This window comes from Pseudaeromonas sharmana (assembly GCF_042649925.1).
Lineage (GTDB): Bacteria > Pseudomonadota > Gammaproteobacteria > Enterobacterales > Aeromonadaceae > Pseudaeromonas > Pseudaeromonas sharmana.
The window spans coordinates 109,298-125,250 of the sequence record NZ_JBHSAF010000006.1; the positions used below are offsets into that span (position 1 = coordinate 109,298).

Sequence of the window (15,953 nt, forward strand, 5' to 3'; positions counted from 1 at the left end):
TCTTCAAAAGTGATGAAAAAGGCGTCTTCTGACGCATAGGCGCGGGATTTTACTGGATTCGCCGGACGGCGGCTATCGCTTAGTCAGAGTTTAGTCAACCTGATGTGTCGGCAAGCTCAGTCCGAGCATGACCGGACGATAAAAGCCACCGCCCAACCGCTTGGCTCCCCAGCGCGCCAGCGCGAATCCGAGCAGCCCGCCACACAGGGCGCCCACCACTTCAGCGGGCTCCTCGCCGACAGGCCAACTGGTTGATGCCATCTTTCCGGCAACCGCCCCCAGCAACAAAAACAGCAACGGCACCATGTAGACCAGCAAGGCGCTGGTCAACAGGCTGCGCTCGGGAATACCGATCCGGATTTGTTGTCCGACAATGACCGGCGTAGTCAATGCAACCTCCAGCAACTGCGGGCGACCAGGCATCGCTTTGGCCAAGGTACCGACACCACAGCTTTCCTGCTGGTGACAGTGGCCGCAGGCACTCTTGCGACGGCATTCAACTTGTGCCCAGTTGTCGCGCACTGCCACCACGGTTGCAATCGATTCAATCATTCGGCGAGCCCCTTGGCTAGTGGATGCAAGGAGTCAGCAATGCGCCGCGCCGTCTCGGCAGGCACTTCACCGACTATCGTTACCTCAACCTTATGATCATTCAGCATACGCAGCAAGCTGGTCCCACCCTGTCGGACCAGTTGTTGCCCCGGGGGCAGATCCGGTGACGAAAGGTAGATAGAGACATCCACCAGGCCATCGCTGAGCATCATATAGTCGACGCTCTGCTCGGTACCGGCCAACTGATGACGATCGGAAGAGACGACGCGAAAACCGACAGGCATCCAGCCAGGGGCCCAACCCAGCGACATCTGCGGCTCCTGGTAGGCCTGTGCCACATCAATCGGCGCCGGCAACTCCGCCTGAGCCAGCTTGCGCAGCCATGCCGGGGCCTCGGTATGCAGTCGCAGATCGACCCCCATAAACTGCTCGATGGGATCACCGTCGTTATCAATCAGATCCAGCCGCAACAACAATCCGGACTCCTGCTCCAACCAGAGCACAAAACCGTATTTATTGTTGTCTTTGGCTGCGAGTCGCACGACCTGTACCGGCAAGCCGGCAATGCGATTGCGTCCGGTGACCACAGGCTCATAACTTTCCAGCACGCGAGCCACCTTCATATTGAGAATGGCATTCCAGAACCCGGGCAGGCGCGCGCCGTTCAGGGTGTAGGGATCGGCTCCCGCCTCAAAGAAGGTGATCGCATCATCACGCTTGAGATACTCGCTTGGCCGGCCATTCAGATAAATGTAATGCGTTACCTCATGGGGCCCGACCACGGCATGGGAAAAACGCAGCGGCTCGACATTGCCCTGCCGCACCCGGACCATGGACAGCTCGAAGTTGTAATGCCGATAGGCCCGTTGCATCTGCTGCAACAAGGCCTCTGCGGATGGAGAAACCGGCTCGGCTTGAGCCAGAGAACAGCAGGCGAGCAGGATTAGCCACCCTGCTCGCAAAAAAGACGACAACGGCACGCCAATACTCCGTCTGTCAGGGCTGATTCACATGCAAACGCTGCTGCAACTGATGGTCTCGCAGGAAGGCATTGATGCGTTCCCGCTCCTTCATCCGTTGCTCATCGTTATAGGCGGCAGGTTGCGGAGTATGAACCGATTGCGCGATGGGCTGATAATTGATGCTCACCGGGGCGGCAACGCCACCAACGGGGACCGTGTTCAGTACCGGACTGGGCATCACGGTCTCGTCCTGTCCCATCTGGTGGTAACGCACACCGAGGATCGTCACTGCGGCGACTGACGCCGCGATGGCCAACTGCCCACCGGAGCGCAACGCATGCACGACCCCCGGACGGAGACGCTGCAACAGCGAAATCCGGGGCGCCAGGATGGCGGGCTCCTGCGCCAATGCCGCGCTAACGCAGCTGGCCAGATCCAGTGACACCACAGGCGGTACCTCATGTCTTAACGCATCACCGATCAGGTGATAACGCCCCCAGAGCGCCTGCTGTTCAGTCGTCTGGTAATCCGACTTTGCATCCAACGGCAAGTCGCCATCGATCAGTCGGGAAATCCGTTCATTGTTCGCCATAGTCAAGCTGTCATCCCCATTAGCGTTGCAACAAGGGCTGTATTCGTTTATCGATGGCGTCCCGCGCTCGGAAAATCCGTGAACGCACTGTCCCGACCGGGCACTCCATCACTTCAGCAATCTCTTCGTAGCTCATCCCTTCGATCTCGCGAAGGGTAATGGCACTGCGCAACTCCTCCGGGAGCTCCTGCAATGCCAACTCAACCTCCCGGCGAATCTCATCCGACAGGATCAGATTCTCCGGATTCTCGACCTCATGCAGCGCCTGCGCGCCGTCATAGGTTTCGGCCTCCTGACTGTCAACGTCGCTGTCCGGAGGACGACGCCCTTGTGCAGTCAGATAATTCTTGGCGGTATTGACCGCAATCCGGTACAGCCAGGTATAGAACGCACTCTCCCCGCGGAAATCCGGCAGCGCACGGTAAGCCTTGATAAAGGCCTCCTGCGCCACATCGGGCACATCCCCTGGGTTGCTGACAAAACGGGAAACGAGGGAGATCACCTTGTGCTGATACTTCTGTACCAGCAGATTAAAGGCCTGCTTATCACCTCGCTGCACCCGCGCTATCAGCTGCAGATCGATATTCTGGTCATTCACGTCGCTCATTGGAGCCGGCTATTCCTTGTCATCTGCCTGGTTCATCGGCTCGAAATAAGCGCAAATAATCAGACAGCCTGTTCTTATAAAAGTTCGCACTGAAGCAAAAAAGCGTGATCTGGACTGCATCAGTAGTCCGAATTGGGCTAACATGGACCCTTTCCACACCCAGGCCAATGATACTTATGAAACAGAACGTTGAATACAGTTGTGATGTTCTCGTCATTGGCAGTGGTGCCGCCGGCCTCTCCCTGGCATTGCGTCTAGCTGACCACGCCAGAGTGATGGTATTGAGCAAGGGACCCTTGAGCGAGGGGGCCACCTATTATGCCCAAGGAGGCATCGCTGCCGTTTTCGATGAAAAGGACAGTATCGAATCCCACGTCAGCGACACCCTGAACGCCGGCGCCGGACTGTGCGACCGGACGACCGTCGAGTTCACCGCCCGTCATGCCAAAAGTGCCATTGAATGGCTGATTCAACAAGGCGTGCCCTTCGATCAGGAGGAATCGGGCTCCGAAGATGGCCAACCGACCTATCATCTGACGCGCGAGGGCGGGCACAGTCACAGGCGGATCTTCCACTCGGCGGATGCCACCGGCAAAACCGTACAAATCACCCTGGTTGATCAGGTGCGCGCCCATCCGAATATTCAGCTGATGGAGCGTTTCAACGCCGTTGATCTCATCACCACGCGCAAGCTCGGCCTTCCCGGTAACCGCGTGCTGGGCGCCTATGTCTGGAACCGCAATCGTGAAGAGGTGGAAACGGTGCGCGCGCGCTTTGTTGCCCTGGCGACCGGCGGCGCATCGAAAGTCTATCAATATACCTCCAACCCGGATGTCAGCTCGGGCGACGGCATCGCCATGGCCTGGCGCGCTGGTTGCCGTGTGGCCAACATGGAGTTCAACCAATTCCATCCCACCACACTGTTTCATCCTGAGGACCGCAATTTTCTGCTAACCGAAGCGCTGCGTGGTGAAGGAGCCTACCTGCGGCGTCCCGATGGCAGCCGCTTCATGGCCGACTTTGATCCGCGCGCCGAATTGGCGCCGCGTGATATCGTCGCCCGCGCCATCGACTACGAGATGAAGCGCTTGGGTGTCGACTGCATGTACCTGGATATCAGCCACAAGCCGGCGGAATTCATCGTCAAGCACTTCCCGACCATCTATGAACGTTGCCAGAAGATCGGCATCGACATTACCCGCCAGTCGATCCCCGTGGTCCCGGCCGCCCATTACACCTGCGGCGGTGTCATGATCGATCATCATGGCCAGACGGATGTGCCAGGGCTCTATGCCATCGGCGAGGTCACCTACACCGGCCTGCACGGTGCTAATCGCATGGCCTCGAATTCGCTGCTCGAATGCATCGTTTTTGCCCATGCCGCCGCCGAGGATATTCGCAATCACCTGCCGATCAGCAGCGAACCGCCATCACTGCCGCACTGGGATGAAAGCCAGGTCAGCGACTCCGATGAAGAGGTGGTGATCCAGCACAACTGGCACGAATTGCGACTGTTTATGTGGGACTATGTCGGCATAGTGCGCACCGACAAACGCCTGGCTCGTGCCAAGCGGCGCATTGAATTGCTCAAGCAAGAGGTGCAGGAGTATTACGCCCACTTCCGGGTATCCAATAACCTGTTGGAGTTGCGGAACCTGCTGCAGGTCGCCGATTTGATCGTCAACTCGGCCATCAGCCGCAAAGAGTCGCGCGGGCTACACTACAACCTCGATTACCCCGACCAGCAACCCAATCCCCATCCGACGATCCTGATCCCGGACAACTACTAAAGCGCAGGCCTCTGATGCATCAGGGGCCTGATACATTTGACGCCTTTCGCCCTTTTCGCTAGATTGCGCCGGTGCCTTTGTGCACGTTACGACTATGCAATCCAATACAGGGATATTACTGATAATGAAGAAGATCACACTTGCTGCGGCCCTGCTGCTGGCCTTCACGGCGAATGCCCACGCTGGTTTGTTGGACTCTGTTGCCAAGACCGCGACCGCGCTCGACAGCGCAACCGGCGGCGAAACTTCCACGCAGGATGCCGTGCTTGAGCTGGTGAAGTCCAAGGTCAAGGAAGGTGCAACCAAGGAAGAAGTGAAGAAGCAACTTGGCGAGCCGAAAGTGATTGCCACCGAGAATGGCAATGAAATTTGGAAATATGATGCCAACAGCCTGAATGCCAACGCCGGTGCCGCCATGCAACTGGCCAGCGCCTTGGGTGCCGACACCAGTAAGGTACAGAAGATCGTTGCGCTGCACTTTGACGGTAACAGCGTCAAATCCTACGATGTGGTCGACGGAACCCTGACCAACTGATGTTCTGGCGGACCCGGCTCACGGGTCCGTCATCCCCCGGATGACAGCGCCGTTTGGCTGCGTCATAGTGAGATCATCTCCCGCCTCTGGAGTGGTCCATGTCCGACCTGCTGGAACCTGCCGAACTCGATGCGCTGCTGCAACAGCAGGCATTCGCCTCACCACGCTGGCGCAAGCTGGCGTTCTGGTTATTGCTTGCGGCTCTACCGGTAACCTGTGGACTGGCTCTGCATCCTTGGCTATCAGCCCCGCCACTGTCTCAACTACCCCGCGCCGTGCGCTGGGGGGAATCGCCAACGCCGCTGACCCAATCAGAACAGTCCTGCCTGAGTACGTGGGCGGAGCGACACAATCTGGCCGCCGCCGCACGGATGATTCTGGCAGAACGCGAGCGCGGTGCCACCCTGGTCTGGCTAGGCAAGGAAGATAACCGCACGCTGGTACTGGCCAAAGGCTTGCCGGAATTATGCCGATGAAATCCTTGACCCACGGCGCCACTTTGACGCTGCTGCTACTGCTTAATCTGCTTGCTGGCGCGCTGGCACTCTGGTCGCACTCCGACGCGGCACTGGCTTATCGCCTGGCGGGCAAGAGCTGGCTTTACCATCGTCACGCCTATGATCACTCGCCGTTGGCCAGCTTGCTGCTGGCACGACCTGTCAGCCAATGGGATGAACAGGGGCGACTGCAACTGCTCAGCAACCACGATGCCCAGTTCGATACCGAGCTGCTGCTGGCGGATGGCTCGCACAGCAGCCACCTGCGCATCACCATTCAAGGCGAATGGCAGATCAGCGACGGCTATCTGGTGCTGCAATCCCATCACTACAGTGCCCTGCCGCTGGATACCATAGCCCGCGGGCTGCTAGAGAATCAGGGCGATATGCTGCAGCAGCTTTGGCTAGGCAATTTCAATCGCAGCCGCCGTCTGACACTGCTCACCCCTGAGCATTTGTTGTTACAGGAAGAGAATCGCAGCCTGTGGTTGCTCACCGCAGAACCGAACAGCAGTTAAGGTTCGGTTTAACCCTGTTATGTGATCTTGCTATATCTATTCCTCTGTCTGGAGTCGAACATGAAATCATCTGTACTGTTTTGCACCCTGTTGGCGAGCCTGGCGGCCCCCCCCCTGTCCGCAGCCAGTAACAAGGACGTGAAGATGTTCCCCCCCGCGACGGAACAACAACAACGCAACGTCATTCGACTGCCGGCCCTGGATAATGAGCAGGAACGCAAGGTCGAAATTCTGATTAGCAAGCCGCTGGAAGTAGATTGCAATCGCCAGCGTCTGACGGGCGATCTGGTTGAAGACACCGTCAAGGGATGGGGCTACAGCTACTATACGTTGAGTGAAGTTAAAGGCCCGGTGAGCACCATGATGGCCTGCCCGAACAACGACAAACACCAGGCGCAAGTACCCGTCTATGGCGAAGGCTTCCTGCTACGCTACAACAGTCGCCTGCCCGTTGTGCTCTACGCTCCCAAGGATGTCACCATCCAGTACCGCATCTGGCAACCGGGGGAAGTCCTGAACGCCAGTGCAGAATAACGCCCCAGTCTCGCCATGCCCCTTTCTGCGCGTGGCGAGACAGCCCCCTCCCGCTTGCATAACCAGCGTCCATCGTTCAGCGGCGAATCAGCAGACGCCGCGCCCCCCAGTCACCAGGCTCTGCGGCGAAACGACCGGCCAGCGGCTGATGACAGACAGGACAGGCACCCGCCTGCAACTGCCACCCCGTCAATCGATAGCCATCGCGCGAGATCAGCCGGTGTCCGCAGGCCGCGCAGCAGGTGCCTTCGCCTTCCAGATCCGATCGGTTGCCAATATAGACGTGTTGCAATCCACACTGCCGGGCTAACTGCCGAGCGTTAACCAGCGTGGCCAACGGGGTCGCCGGCCGATCCAGCAAATGATAGTCCGGGTGGAATGCGGTGAAGTGCAACGGCACCTCGGACCCCAGCTCGCTCCCGATCCATTCACACATAGCCCTGAGCTGCTGCTCATCATCATTCAGCCCCGGGATCAGCAGGGTCGTGATCTCCAACCAGGTGTCGGTTTCATGATACAGGTAACGCAACGTCTCCAGCACCGGCGCCAACTGGCCACCACAGAGTTGATGATAGAACGCGTCAGTGAAGCCCTTGAGATCAACATTGGCCGCATCCATGTCGGCAAACAACTCAGTCGCAGGTTCGGGATTGATATAGCCGGCAGTCACCGCCACAGTCGCAATCGCCCTGGCGTGGCAGGCCTGCGCTACCGCGCTGGCATATTCAAGATAAATCACCGGGTCGTTATAGGTGAAGGCCACACTCCGGCAACCATAACGCAGCGCCAGCTGTGCCAGCTCGTCCGGCGTCACCGCCACGGACAGGGTATGCGCCTGGCGAGACTTGCTGATCTGCCAATTTTGGCAAAATTTACAGGTTAAATTGCAGCCCGCCGTGCCGAATGAGAGTACCGACGAGCCCGGATAAAAGTGAAACAGCGGTTTTTTCTCGATCGGATCGATACACAGACCACTGGTGCGCCCATACGCAGCCAACACCATCCGGCCACCCAACGCCTGGCGTACATAGCAGACGCCGCGTTTCCCGTCACGCAGGTGGCAATAGCGGGGGCACAGGGTACACTCCACTCGCCCGTCCGCCAGTTGCCGAGCATAACGACTCTCACAGATTGCAGCTGTTGTCATCGCCAACCTCCTGAACACTCTATAATTCTAGAGCACGCAGACCATGAGCCTATGAGCGGCGATGACCGACTCACCACGGGAGCCCGCATGACGCAGACTCGCGCCCCTGCAGTGGCGGGGCAATTCTATCCAGGCGATGCCGAGACCTTGAGTCATTGGCTACAGCAACACATGCAGCATCCGGCACTGGAGTTTACCCCGCCACGCATGCTGATCCTGCCGCATGCGGGTTATATCTATTCCGGCGATCTCGCCGCGTTGGGGGTCTGCCAGCTTGATGCCAGCCTGCACAAACGCATCATAGTGCTTTGTCCGGCACACCGGATGTCGTTTGCGGGGATCGCCCTGCCATCAGAGGCATGCCAGGGCTTTGCAACGCCTCTTGGCGACATACCGCTGGATCCGCTTCTGCTGTCGGCCCTCGCCGGGAAACCCGAGGTCCATCGCCACGATCATCCCCATCAGCAAGAACATGCCATCGAAGTCCTGTTACCCATGCTGCAGCACCGGTTGCAGCACTTCACGCTGCTGCCAATCGTCGTCGGCAACATAGCCCCCAAGCGACTGAAGATGTTGTTGAACCCTCTGCTACAACAGCGCTCGACCCTGTTGATCGTCAGCAGCGATCTCAGTCATTACCTCAGTTATCAGGAAGCCAAGGCGCAGGACACGGTGACCCTGTCACAAATCATGGCACTGGAGGCAACACTGCAACCAGAACAGGCCTGTGGCAGCACCGCCTTGAATGCCGCGCTGCTGCTGGCGGCGCGACAGGGTTGGCGGCCACGGCTGTTAGGGCAGTACAATTCGGGGGATATGAATGGCGACAAAATTCGGGTAGTCGGTTATGCCAGCCTCGCCTTCTACGCTTGATATCCAGGCCCTGAGTGACGACGTCCGGCAAACACTGCTGCGGCTGGCCCGCCAGGCGATTGCCAGCCATTGGCAACCCCAGTTGCAGGCACAGCTCGACGCGCTGGTCCACGACATCCCCGGAGGCGAGCAACCGCTCGCCTGCTTTGTCACCCTGCACCTGCATGGCGAACTGCGCGGTTGTATCGGCTGCCTTGAGCCGACTGGCCCGTTGGCCAGCAGTCTGATCCGCTACGCCCGTGCTGCCGCATTCGAGGATCCGCGCTTCCCACCCCTGAGACAAAGCGAATTACCACAGTGCACGTTGAGCCTGTCGTTACTCGGCCCGCTCGCCCCGCTGCCGGCCGGCTCGCGCCAGGAATTGACCGCGGCCTTGACGCCTGGGGTGGACGGTCTGTGGTTGATAAGCCCCGGCCATAAGGCCACCTTCTTGCCGGCGGTCTGGCATGAGCTTCCCGGCCGCCCGGAGTTCATCAACCAGCTGTTGCGCAAAGGCGGCTGGCCAGCAGGCACCTGGCCTGAAAAGCTGCAGGCCTGGCGCTATTCAGCCACCGAGGTGAGTGAACAGCCCTCCCGCCTGCAGCCTTGATGCAAGCCAGCCCCGGCCTGCCCGACACGGTTTCGGAAAAAACGATATTTGGCCGATTATTTAACTGACAGTTAGGTTCAGACCGTTATACTCGGAGCCAGGATCGGAGCGGTTCTGCTGCCATTTCAGTGCAGAAGGGATCGCAAACCCCGGTTTGCTCTACAGGCCGTCGCCTGTGCTTTCGCCACCGAACCGATGCGAATCGGCTACCTGACGAGGTGACGCATGGAACACTCTCTCCCCTTGATTACCACCCTGGTGGGTTCACTGCTGATGGCGTTTGTCTTCGGCATGCTCGCTCACCGCTTGAAACTCTCTCCCATGGTCGGCTACCTGCTGGCCGGTGTCCTGGTCGGCCCCTTTACGCCTGGCTATGTTGCCGATGCCGATATCGCGCCGGAGCTGGCTGAACTGGGCGTCATACTGCTGATGTTTGGTGTTGGCCTGCACTTCTCGCTGCGCGACCTGATGGCCGTCAAACGCATCGCCGTACCCGGCGCCATAGTCCAGATCGCCATCGCGACCCTGCTCGGCGCCCTGCTGGCGACACTCCTGGGCTGGTCTCCCCTGGCGGCAACCCTGTTCGGTCTCTCACTCTCTGTCGCCAGCACCGTCGTGCTGCTGCGGGCACTCGAGGCCCGTAACATGGTTGACAGTCCGGAGGGCAAGATCGCCGTTGGCTGGTTGATCGTCGAAGATCTGGTGATGGTTCTGGCACTGGTATTGCTGCCACTGCTGGCTAATTTGTCCAGTGAGGATGGTCAAGGCGCCAGTTGGGGGCACTTGCTCAGCGAAGTGGCTTGGACCCTCGGCAAGGTCGCCACCTTTATCACCCTGATGGTGGTCTTCGGCCGCCGCTTCATTCCATGGCTGCTGGCACGCAGTGCCGCCACCGGCTCGCGCGAATTGTTCACCCTGGCCGTACTGGCGATCGCCCTCGGTATCGCCTTCGGTGCCGTCGAACTGTTTGATGTCTCGTTTGCACTGGGCGCCTTCTTTGCAGGCATAGTGCTCAACGGCTCCGAACTCAGTCACAAGGCCGCCAATGACTCGCTGCCGCTGCGGGACGCGTTCGCGGTGCTGTTTTTTGTCTCGGTCGGCATGCTGTTCAACCCGGCGATCCTGCTGACGGCACCACTGGCGGTGCTGGCCAGCGTCATCATCATACTGTTTGGCAAGTCGCTGGCAGCCTACGGCATTGTGCGGTTGTTCGGGCATGATCGCCATACTGCATTGACCATCTCGGCCAGCCTGGCACAGATCGGCGAATTCTCGTTCATTCTGCTGGGGCTCGGCATCACCCTCGGCCTGCTGCCCAACGAAGCCCGGGACATAGTGTTGGCGGGGGCGATCCTGTCAATTCTGGTTAACCCGTTCCTGTTCAATCTGATCGACCGCCTCGAGGCGGCCAAGCGCATCAGCGAAGAGGGCGACACACCACCACGTCAGAGTGTGCCCGCCGATAAAGTGGTATTGGTAGGGGGCGGCCGCATCGGCAGCCGCATCGCCGAACAACTGCGTTCGGCTCGCGTACCGCTGGTGATTGTCGAAAGCGATCCGGGACAGACCGAGCGTCTGCGCGAACAGGGATTCGAGGTGATGCATGGCAACGCTGTGTTGCCAGACACCCTGAGTGCAGCCGGCATCGAGGAGGCCTGTGTGCTGATCGTCGCCATTCCGAACAGCTTCGAGGCCGGCGAGATCATTGCCCACCAGCGCATGCTGGCGCCTGAGCGTACCATCCTCGCCTGTGCCTACTTTGGTGACGAGGTGGAATGGCTCCTCAAGCAAGGCGCGACATCGGTGGTCAATGGTGCCGATGAAGTAGCCAACCGCCTCGTCAGCCAGCTCCCCGACCACAGGCGTGGCCAGCCGGCAACATCCCCTGGCGCAACACATTGATGCAGATTGACGTTGACAAGTGACGCGCCGACAGGTCTAATGCGCGTCCTTGCCCGGATAGCTCAGTCGGTAGAGCAGCGGATTGAAAATCCGCGTGTCCTTGGTTCGATTCCGAGTCCGGGCACCATACAGCACAAGGCCTTGCAGCAATGCAGGGCCTTTTTGCTATGCGCGTCTGGTCGAAATCTGGCACCTTCCGGTCGGCCTAGAGCACCGGACTGAAAATCCGTATTCATCAATTCAGATCATGATAAAAGAAAATGAATTTCAGCACTTCTGCGCCCTTCCAGCCAAACTCCGTGATTTTTGAATATGGGCAATGGCCGCCAACAGAATAGATCGGGAATGGGATCTCTTCATCGGCCTCTCCGTTATGCACTTAAACATATTGCGTTACCACGACGCCTATCCGCCTACGATTCTCCCTTCGCTCAAGCACTCACTATTAGCCTACCTATCCAGTTGGCTATCATCTGTTTCTGGCCCAAATCTTGAAATGCGCCTTGTAGCCGGATCTATATAACGCCACTTGTTGCAACAATCGCTACTTGTAGACAGATCCAGGTCATGACCCCAACAATTTTGTTCTATTTGGTACAAGGAGAGTTCCCATGTCTATTGCTCGTCGTCTTGCTTTACTCTTGTGCTTTGCTGTTGTGTCTATATCTTCTGCAAGCGCTGGAACACTTACGGTCGCCGCTGCGGCTGATATGAAGTTTGCCATGGCAGAGATTGCTGCCGCTTTTAATCAGTGTCATCCCGGCGACAAGGTTGAAGTCGTTTTTGGTTCGTCAGGTAAGTCCTTTACCCAGATCCAACAGGGCGCTCCCTACGATATGTTTTTCTCTGCCGATATTAAGTTCCCCAAGGAGCTGATTGCCAAGGGGTTTGCTCAACCAGAGCCCATACCATACGCAGTAGGTCGTTTGGTGTTATGGAGTACCGATCCCAAGGTCAAGACGATGACCATGCAGGATCTGCTGGCGTCTGACATCAAAAAAATTGCCATTGCCAATCCGAAGCATGCGCCCTATGGCAAACGTGCAGAAGAGGCGCTGAAGGCATCGGGCGTCTGGGACAAGATGGAGAGCAAACTGGTACTGGGTGAAGACATAGTCCAAACCGCTCAGTTCGTGCAGACCGGCAATGCCCAAGTGGGGCTACTGGCGCTTTCTCTGGCCATGAGCCCGAAGATGAGCCAGTTGGGTTTTTACCAGTTGCTTCCTGATTCGCTGCATGAACCATTGAATCAAGCGTTTGTGATTACCAACCATGGCAAAGACAATCCCCTTGCCAAAACCTTCGCGGATTATATGCAGAGCCCCGCCAGTCGGACCACCATGGTGCGATATGGCTTTGTACTACCCGGCGAGCAGTTGGCTAAATAAGGAGACGCTATGGCATGGCGTATGATCCGGCACCGCAACAGCGGTGCCTTCTTCAGTAGTTCTTTGATCGGTTCTCTAGGCGGCCTGATTGGCCTTGGTGGTGCAGAATTTCGTTTGCCGGTGCTGGTTGGGGCGTTTGGTGTCCCGACGCTGGAAGCGGTGATCCTGAATAAGGCCATCAGTCTGGTGGTGGTCAGCAGTGCCATGCTGTTTCGTAGTCATGCTATCCAGTTTTCCACACTGTGGTCAGCGTCTGCTGTGGTCTTCAACTTGCTTGCTGGCAGCCTGATCGGTGCTTGGTGGGCAGCAGGTTATATGCAGCGCCTCTCGGCTCGATGGCTGAACCGGATCATCTTGCTGCTACTCCTGACTTTGGCGGTGTTGATGTTGAGTGAAGCCTTTTTCCCCCTTAGGACCGTGGGGCAACCCCTGCTGGATAACCCTTGGCTACTCCGGTTAGCAGGTGTGGTTGCGGGGTTGGGGATTGGTGCTGTTGCCGCCGTTTTGGGGGTGGCGGGAGGCGAGTTGCTGATCCCGACCGGAGTTCTCTTATTCGGGCTGGATATCAAGCTGGCGGGTAGTGTTTCGCTGGCGGTCAGTCTGCCGACCATGATCGTTGGCTTCTTGCGTTATCGCCAAGCCAGCGCCTTTACCGTTCTGAGTCAAGAGCGTGGCTTGTTGTGGGCCATGGTAGTGGGTTCGATAGCAGGTAGTGCATTGGGGTCGCAGATATTGGGGATAGTTCCAGCCCATGCACTGATGATTGGCCTAGGCGGCATCCTGCTGCTCTCGGCGTACAAAGTTTTCAGCCATGCCCATTAGTTCACGCGAGGGATCCTTATGTCATTAACAGAGAACGACTGGCAAGCCATCTTGCTGACGTTAAAGCTGGCTGCTCTTGTCACCCTGATTTTGCTGATACTGGCAACGCCACTGGCGTGGTGGTTAGCCAGAACGGCTTGTTGGCTCAAGAGGCCTATCGGAGCCGTGGTGTCCTTACCTCTGGTGCTGCCACCGTCAGTCTTGGGTTTTTATTTGCTATTGGCGATGGGGCCGCAGGGCATTGTCGGACAACTGCTGGCGGAGTTCGGAATTGGTCCTCTGCCGTTTACTTTTGCCGGATTGGTGTTTGCCTCCGTGTTCTATTCACTACCGTTCATGGTTCAACCGATACAGAACGCATTTGAAGCGATCGGTGATGGACCTCTTGAGGCGGCGGCGACGTTGCGAGCCTCACCGCTGGATCGCTTCTTTACCATAGCGATACCATTGGCATTTCCAGGGTTTATCACCGCCAGCATTCTGACCTTCGCCCACACGATTGGTGAATTTGGTGTAGTGCTGATGATCGGCGGCAACTTGCCGGGCGTCACTCGGGTTGCATCAGTACAAATTTATGACCATGTCGAAGCCATGGAATATGCCGATGCCCATCGTCTGGCGGCCGTCATGTTGGTGTTTTCCTTTCTTGTCCTACTGGGTCTGCACCTGGGACGTTCTGAGAAACCTCGGAGGTAATCATGGGTACAAACGCAATGATTTATGCCCGGTTTGCCAAGTCATGGTCCGGGTTTTCATTGAATGTCGATTTGCAATTGCCCGGCGTTGGCGTGACAGCCCTATTTGGTCACTCCGGCTCGGGGAAAACCACCCTGCTGCGCTGTCTGGCTGGATTGGGTTCCCTCCCTCTGGGGATGTGTCAATTCAAGGGTGAGGTCTGGCAAGACGAGAACACTTACCTGCCATCGCATAAGCGTCCGATAGGGTATGTCTTTCAGGATGCCAATTTATTTCCGCATTTGAGCGTACTGAAGAACCTGAAATATGGGCAAGCCAGAAGCCAACAGGGGAAGATAGCCAGTTTGGAGCAAGCGATTGGCTTGCTGGGTATTGAACATTTGTTGCAACGTAAACCCGGTGAACTCTCGGGCGGAGAAAAACAGCGGGTCGGTATTGCTCGGGCCTTGGCGGTGAATCCCCGGTTATTGTTAATGGATGAACCGTTGGCAGCGCTGGACTTGGCGCGTAAGCAGGAGATCCTACCCTATCTGGAAAATCTCCATGGTGAATTGAAAATTCCCATCCTGTATGTCAGCCACTCACCCGATGAAGTTGCCCGGTTAGCGGATCATATCGTCGTCATGGCAGATGGACGGGCTTTGGCGCAAGGACCATTGGTTGAGACCCTGTCGCGGATTGATTTACCCATCCGGCTTGGTGAAGAGGCTGGGGTTGTGCTGGAAGGAGAAATCAGCCAACGGGATCAGACGTGGTCACTGATGCAAGTGGCATTTCCTGGCGGATCGCTGTGGGCAAAAGATATTGGTCATCCTGTGGGTCACAAGGCCCGGATACGGGTTCTAGCCCGAGATGTCAGTATCTCGTTACAGCAACAGCACGATACCAGTATCCAGAATCATTTCCATGGCATAGTCGATAGCATCCAGATTGATGAACATCCGGGGTTAACCTTGGTGAGGGTCTGTGTGGGAACGGCGATTTTGATTGCCAGGCTAACGACTCGAGCAGCTCATGAACTACAGATCACCAGTGGTAAACAGGTATGGTTACAAGTCAAATCAGTGGCACTGGTTGAGTGATTTCAGTCAGGATATGATGCACTGAGGCTCATTGTTTATGGCGGCTATATGGCTAATTCTGTCCTCATGATCAGCATCGGTGCATCTTGTGGAGCAGTGTTAAGATGGCTGCTTGGGCTGGCACTAAATGCGCTCTTCCCCACAATACCGCCCGGCACCCTGATAGCCAATTTATTGGGGTGCTATCTTATCGGTATAGCCCTTTCGTTTTTCGCTCTTAATCCTAATACTGATATGGTGTGGCGACTGCTGATCATTACCGGTTTTCTGGGAGGACTGACGACGTTTTCTACTTTCTCGGCTGAAGTGAGTTCCTTATTACAACAAGGCCGATGGCTTTGGGTCTGTGCATCGGTATCTGCACATGTTTTAGGCTCTCTCGCCATGACATTACTTGGTATAGCAACCGTCTCTCTTTTTCATCGAATGTGATAGGAGGTGCTACATGCAGGGATACAAACTGTCTTTTTTTACCCAACAAGATCGTCGAGTGCATGGTCAGTCTGTCGCTCAGTGGATTATCGAGGCCGCCAGGAATCTCGGCGTTAGAGGTGCCACCATGTTTGCCGCCAGTGAAGGGTTTGGTCACGATCACAAATTGCATTCGATTCATTTTTTTGAACTGAGTGACCAACCATTAGAAGTGACTCTGGCCGTCACACCAGACGAAGCAGAATCCATATTCAACATGTTGAAAAATAATAATATTGATGTTTTTTATACGCTGACACCTATTGAGTTTGGAATGGTCAGCGAGCGCATCTAAGTTCGTTGCAATAGCATTCCTCATCCAAAACGGATCCTCTTTCATTCCCCGCAGTACATGGTGACAACCTGTTCTTCACGCTAACCAACCAACCGAATTTT

19 protein-coding genes and 1 tRNA gene are annotated in these 15,953 nt (G+C 56.9%); 15 read left to right on the forward strand and 5 right to left on the reverse strand.

The annotated features are described in order from the left end of the window. Positions 1 to 90: 90 nt before the first annotated feature. The 4 genes from ACFOSS_RS06955 to rpoE are packed head-to-tail and all read right to left on the reverse strand — an operon-like array spanning position 91 to position 2,704. Positions 91 to 552 carry a SoxR reducing system RseC family protein gene (locus tag ACFOSS_RS06955; protein ID WP_377151461.1) on the reverse strand — a complete coding sequence of 154 codons (462 nt, stop codon included), beginning with the start codon at positions 550 to 552 and terminating at the stop codon, positions 91 to 93. Continuing rightward, positions 549 to 1,514, reverse strand: coding sequence for a MucB/RseB C-terminal domain-containing protein (locus ACFOSS_RS06960; RefSeq protein ID WP_377151619.1), 966 nt, complete (start codon positions 1,512 to 1,514; stop codon positions 549 to 551). The genes ACFOSS_RS06955 and ACFOSS_RS06960 overlap by 4 nt, the downstream gene beginning before the upstream one ends. 34 nt (positions 1,515 to 1,548) lie before the next feature. Further along, the gene (locus ACFOSS_RS06965) at positions 1,549 to 2,106 is read right to left on the reverse strand and encodes a sigma-E factor negative regulatory protein (RefSeq protein WP_377151462.1); all 558 of its coding nucleotides are present in this window, start codon (positions 2,104 to 2,106) and stop codon (positions 1,549 to 1,551) included. A 19-nt stretch (positions 2,107 to 2,125) separates the two neighbouring features. Next, positions 2,126 to 2,704, reverse strand: coding sequence for an RNA polymerase sigma factor RpoE (rpoE, locus tag ACFOSS_RS06970; RefSeq protein ID WP_377151620.1), 579 nt, complete (start codon positions 2,702 to 2,704; stop codon positions 2,126 to 2,128). 185 nt (positions 2,705 to 2,889) lie between these two features. Between rpoE and nadB the strand changes: the two genes are divergently transcribed. The 5 genes from nadB (at position 2,890) to eco (ending at position 6,587) form a co-directional block, all read left to right on the forward strand. Further along, positions 2,890 to 4,503: an L-aspartate oxidase gene (gene nadB / locus ACFOSS_RS06975; protein WP_377151463.1), complete on the forward strand. Its 1,614-nt coding sequence runs from the start codon at positions 2,890 to 2,892 to the stop codon at positions 4,501 to 4,503. A 124-nt stretch (positions 4,504 to 4,627) separates the two neighbouring features. Beyond that, the gene (bamE, locus tag ACFOSS_RS06980) at positions 4,628 to 5,038 is read left to right on the forward strand and encodes an outer membrane protein assembly factor BamE domain-containing protein (RefSeq protein WP_377151464.1); all 411 of its coding nucleotides are present in this window, start codon (positions 4,628 to 4,630) and stop codon (positions 5,036 to 5,038) included. Positions 5,039 to 5,136: 98 nt separating this feature from the next. Beyond that, complete coding sequence (locus ACFOSS_RS06985; RefSeq protein WP_377151465.1) at positions 5,137 to 5,514, forward strand: hypothetical protein; 378 nt, start codon at positions 5,137 to 5,139, stop codon at positions 5,512 to 5,514. Next, positions 5,511 to 6,053, forward strand: coding sequence for a hypothetical protein (locus ACFOSS_RS06990; protein WP_377151466.1), 543 nt, complete (start codon positions 5,511 to 5,513; stop codon positions 6,051 to 6,053). The genes ACFOSS_RS06985 and ACFOSS_RS06990 overlap by 4 nt, the downstream gene beginning before the upstream one ends. 60 nt (positions 6,054 to 6,113) lie before the next feature. After that, positions 6,114 to 6,587, forward strand: a complete 474-nt coding sequence (eco, locus tag ACFOSS_RS06995; protein ID WP_377151467.1) for a serine protease inhibitor ecotin — start codon at positions 6,114 to 6,116, stop codon at positions 6,585 to 6,587. 76 nt (positions 6,588 to 6,663) lie between these two features. On the opposite strand, the gene amrS is transcribed toward eco, so the two are convergent. After that, entirely contained in the window at positions 6,664 to 7,734 is a 1,071-nt protein-coding gene (gene amrS / locus ACFOSS_RS07000) for an AmmeMemoRadiSam system radical SAM enzyme (protein WP_377151468.1), read from the reverse strand. 87 nt (positions 7,735 to 7,821) lie between these two features. Between amrS and amrB the strand changes: the two genes are divergently transcribed. The 10 genes from amrB (at position 7,822) to ACFOSS_RS07050 (ending at position 15,852) form a co-directional block, all read left to right on the forward strand. Continuing rightward, a complete protein-coding gene (gene amrB, locus ACFOSS_RS07005) occupies positions 7,822 to 8,607 on the forward strand; it encodes an AmmeMemoRadiSam system protein B (protein ID WP_377151469.1) in 786 nt (261 codons plus the stop codon). Then, positions 8,582 to 9,196, forward strand: coding sequence for an AmmeMemoRadiSam system protein A (gene amrA / locus ACFOSS_RS07010; protein WP_377151470.1), 615 nt, complete (start codon positions 8,582 to 8,584; stop codon positions 9,194 to 9,196). Before amrB ends, amrA begins: the two co-directional genes overlap by 26 nt. A 225-nt stretch (positions 9,197 to 9,421) precedes the next feature. Beyond that, the gene (gene ybaL / locus ACFOSS_RS07015) at positions 9,422 to 11,098 is read left to right on the forward strand and encodes a YbaL family putative K(+) efflux transporter (RefSeq protein WP_377151471.1); all 1,677 of its coding nucleotides are present in this window, start codon (positions 9,422 to 9,424) and stop codon (positions 11,096 to 11,098) included. A gap of 51 nt (positions 11,099 to 11,149) precedes the next feature. Next, positions 11,150 to 11,225 (forward strand) — tRNA-Phe (locus tag ACFOSS_RS07020). 484 nt (positions 11,226 to 11,709) lie between these two features. Then, entirely contained in the window at positions 11,710 to 12,486 is a 777-nt protein-coding gene (gene modA, locus ACFOSS_RS07025; RefSeq protein ID WP_377151473.1) for a molybdate ABC transporter substrate-binding protein, read from the forward strand. Between the two features lie 9 nt (positions 12,487 to 12,495). Next, positions 12,496 to 13,308, forward strand: coding sequence for a sulfite exporter TauE/SafE family protein (locus ACFOSS_RS07030; protein ID WP_377151474.1), 813 nt, complete (start codon positions 12,496 to 12,498; stop codon positions 13,306 to 13,308). An 18-nt stretch (positions 13,309 to 13,326) separates the two neighbouring features. Beyond that, entirely contained in the window at positions 13,327 to 14,004 is a 678-nt protein-coding gene (gene modB / locus ACFOSS_RS07035) for a molybdate ABC transporter permease subunit (protein ID WP_377151476.1), read from the forward strand. 2 nt (positions 14,005 to 14,006) lie between these two features. Continuing rightward, positions 14,007 to 15,086 carry a molybdenum ABC transporter ATP-binding protein gene (modC, locus tag ACFOSS_RS07040; RefSeq protein WP_377151477.1) on the forward strand — a complete coding sequence of 360 codons (1,080 nt, stop codon included), beginning with the start codon at positions 14,007 to 14,009 and terminating at the stop codon, positions 15,084 to 15,086. 48 nt (positions 15,087 to 15,134) lie between these two features. Next, positions 15,135 to 15,518 carry a fluoride efflux transporter CrcB gene (gene crcB, locus ACFOSS_RS07045; protein WP_377151479.1) on the forward strand — a complete coding sequence of 128 codons (384 nt, stop codon included), beginning with the start codon at positions 15,135 to 15,137 and terminating at the stop codon, positions 15,516 to 15,518. A 13-nt stretch (positions 15,519 to 15,531) separates the two neighbouring features. Beyond that, positions 15,532 to 15,852: a DUF190 domain-containing protein gene (locus tag ACFOSS_RS07050; RefSeq protein WP_377151480.1), complete on the forward strand. Its 321-nt coding sequence runs from the start codon at positions 15,532 to 15,534 to the stop codon at positions 15,850 to 15,852. Positions 15,853 to 15,953 lie beyond the last annotated feature (101 nt).

Excerpts from the sequence above, each read along its gene's own strand:
- ACFOSS_RS06965 (WP_377151462.1), bottom strand. The coding sequence starts at position 2,106 with ATGGCGAACAATGAACGGATTTCCCGACTGATCGATGGCGACTTGCCG.
- bamE (WP_377151464.1), top strand. The coding sequence starts at position 4,628 with ATGAAGAAGATCACACTTGCTGCGGCCCTGCTGCTGGCCTTCACGGCG.
- modB (WP_377151476.1), top strand. The coding sequence starts at position 13,327 with ATGTCATTAACAGAGAACGACTGGCAAGCCATCTTGCTGACGTTAAAG.
- ACFOSS_RS06990 (WP_377151466.1), top strand. The coding sequence starts at position 5,511 with ATGAAATCCTTGACCCACGGCGCCACTTTGACGCTGCTGCTACTGCTT.
- modC (WP_377151477.1), top strand. The coding sequence starts at position 14,007 with ATGGGTACAAACGCAATGATTTATGCCCGGTTTGCCAAGTCATGGTCC.
- ACFOSS_RS07030 (WP_377151474.1), top strand. The coding sequence starts at position 12,496 with ATGGCATGGCGTATGATCCGGCACCGCAACAGCGGTGCCTTCTTCAGT.
- amrA (WP_377151470.1), top strand. The coding sequence starts at position 8,582 with ATGCCAGCCTCGCCTTCTACGCTTGATATCCAGGCCCTGAGTGACGAC.
- ybaL (WP_377151471.1), top strand. The coding sequence starts at position 9,422 with ATGGAACACTCTCTCCCCTTGATTACCACCCTGGTGGGTTCACTGCTG.
- ACFOSS_RS06985 (WP_377151465.1), top strand. The coding sequence starts at position 5,137 with ATGTCCGACCTGCTGGAACCTGCCGAACTCGATGCGCTGCTGCAACAG.
- ACFOSS_RS07050 (WP_377151480.1), top strand. The coding sequence starts at position 15,532 with ATGCAGGGATACAAACTGTCTTTTTTTACCCAACAAGATCGTCGAGTG.
- amrB (WP_377151469.1), top strand. The coding sequence starts at position 7,822 with ATGACGCAGACTCGCGCCCCTGCAGTGGCGGGGCAATTCTATCCAGGC.
- crcB (WP_377151479.1), top strand. The coding sequence starts at position 15,135 with ATGGCTAATTCTGTCCTCATGATCAGCATCGGTGCATCTTGTGGAGCA.
- eco (WP_377151467.1), top strand. The coding sequence starts at position 6,114 with ATGAAATCATCTGTACTGTTTTGCACCCTGTTGGCGAGCCTGGCGGCC.
- ACFOSS_RS06955 (WP_377151461.1), bottom strand. The coding sequence starts at position 552 with ATGATTGAATCGATTGCAACCGTGGTGGCAGTGCGCGACAACTGGGCA.
- nadB (WP_377151463.1), top strand. The coding sequence starts at position 2,890 with ATGAAACAGAACGTTGAATACAGTTGTGATGTTCTCGTCATTGGCAGT.
- amrS (WP_377151468.1), bottom strand. The coding sequence starts at position 7,734 with ATGACAACAGCTGCAATCTGTGAGAGTCGTTATGCTCGGCAACTGGCG.
- modA (WP_377151473.1), top strand. The coding sequence starts at position 11,710 with ATGTCTATTGCTCGTCGTCTTGCTTTACTCTTGTGCTTTGCTGTTGTG.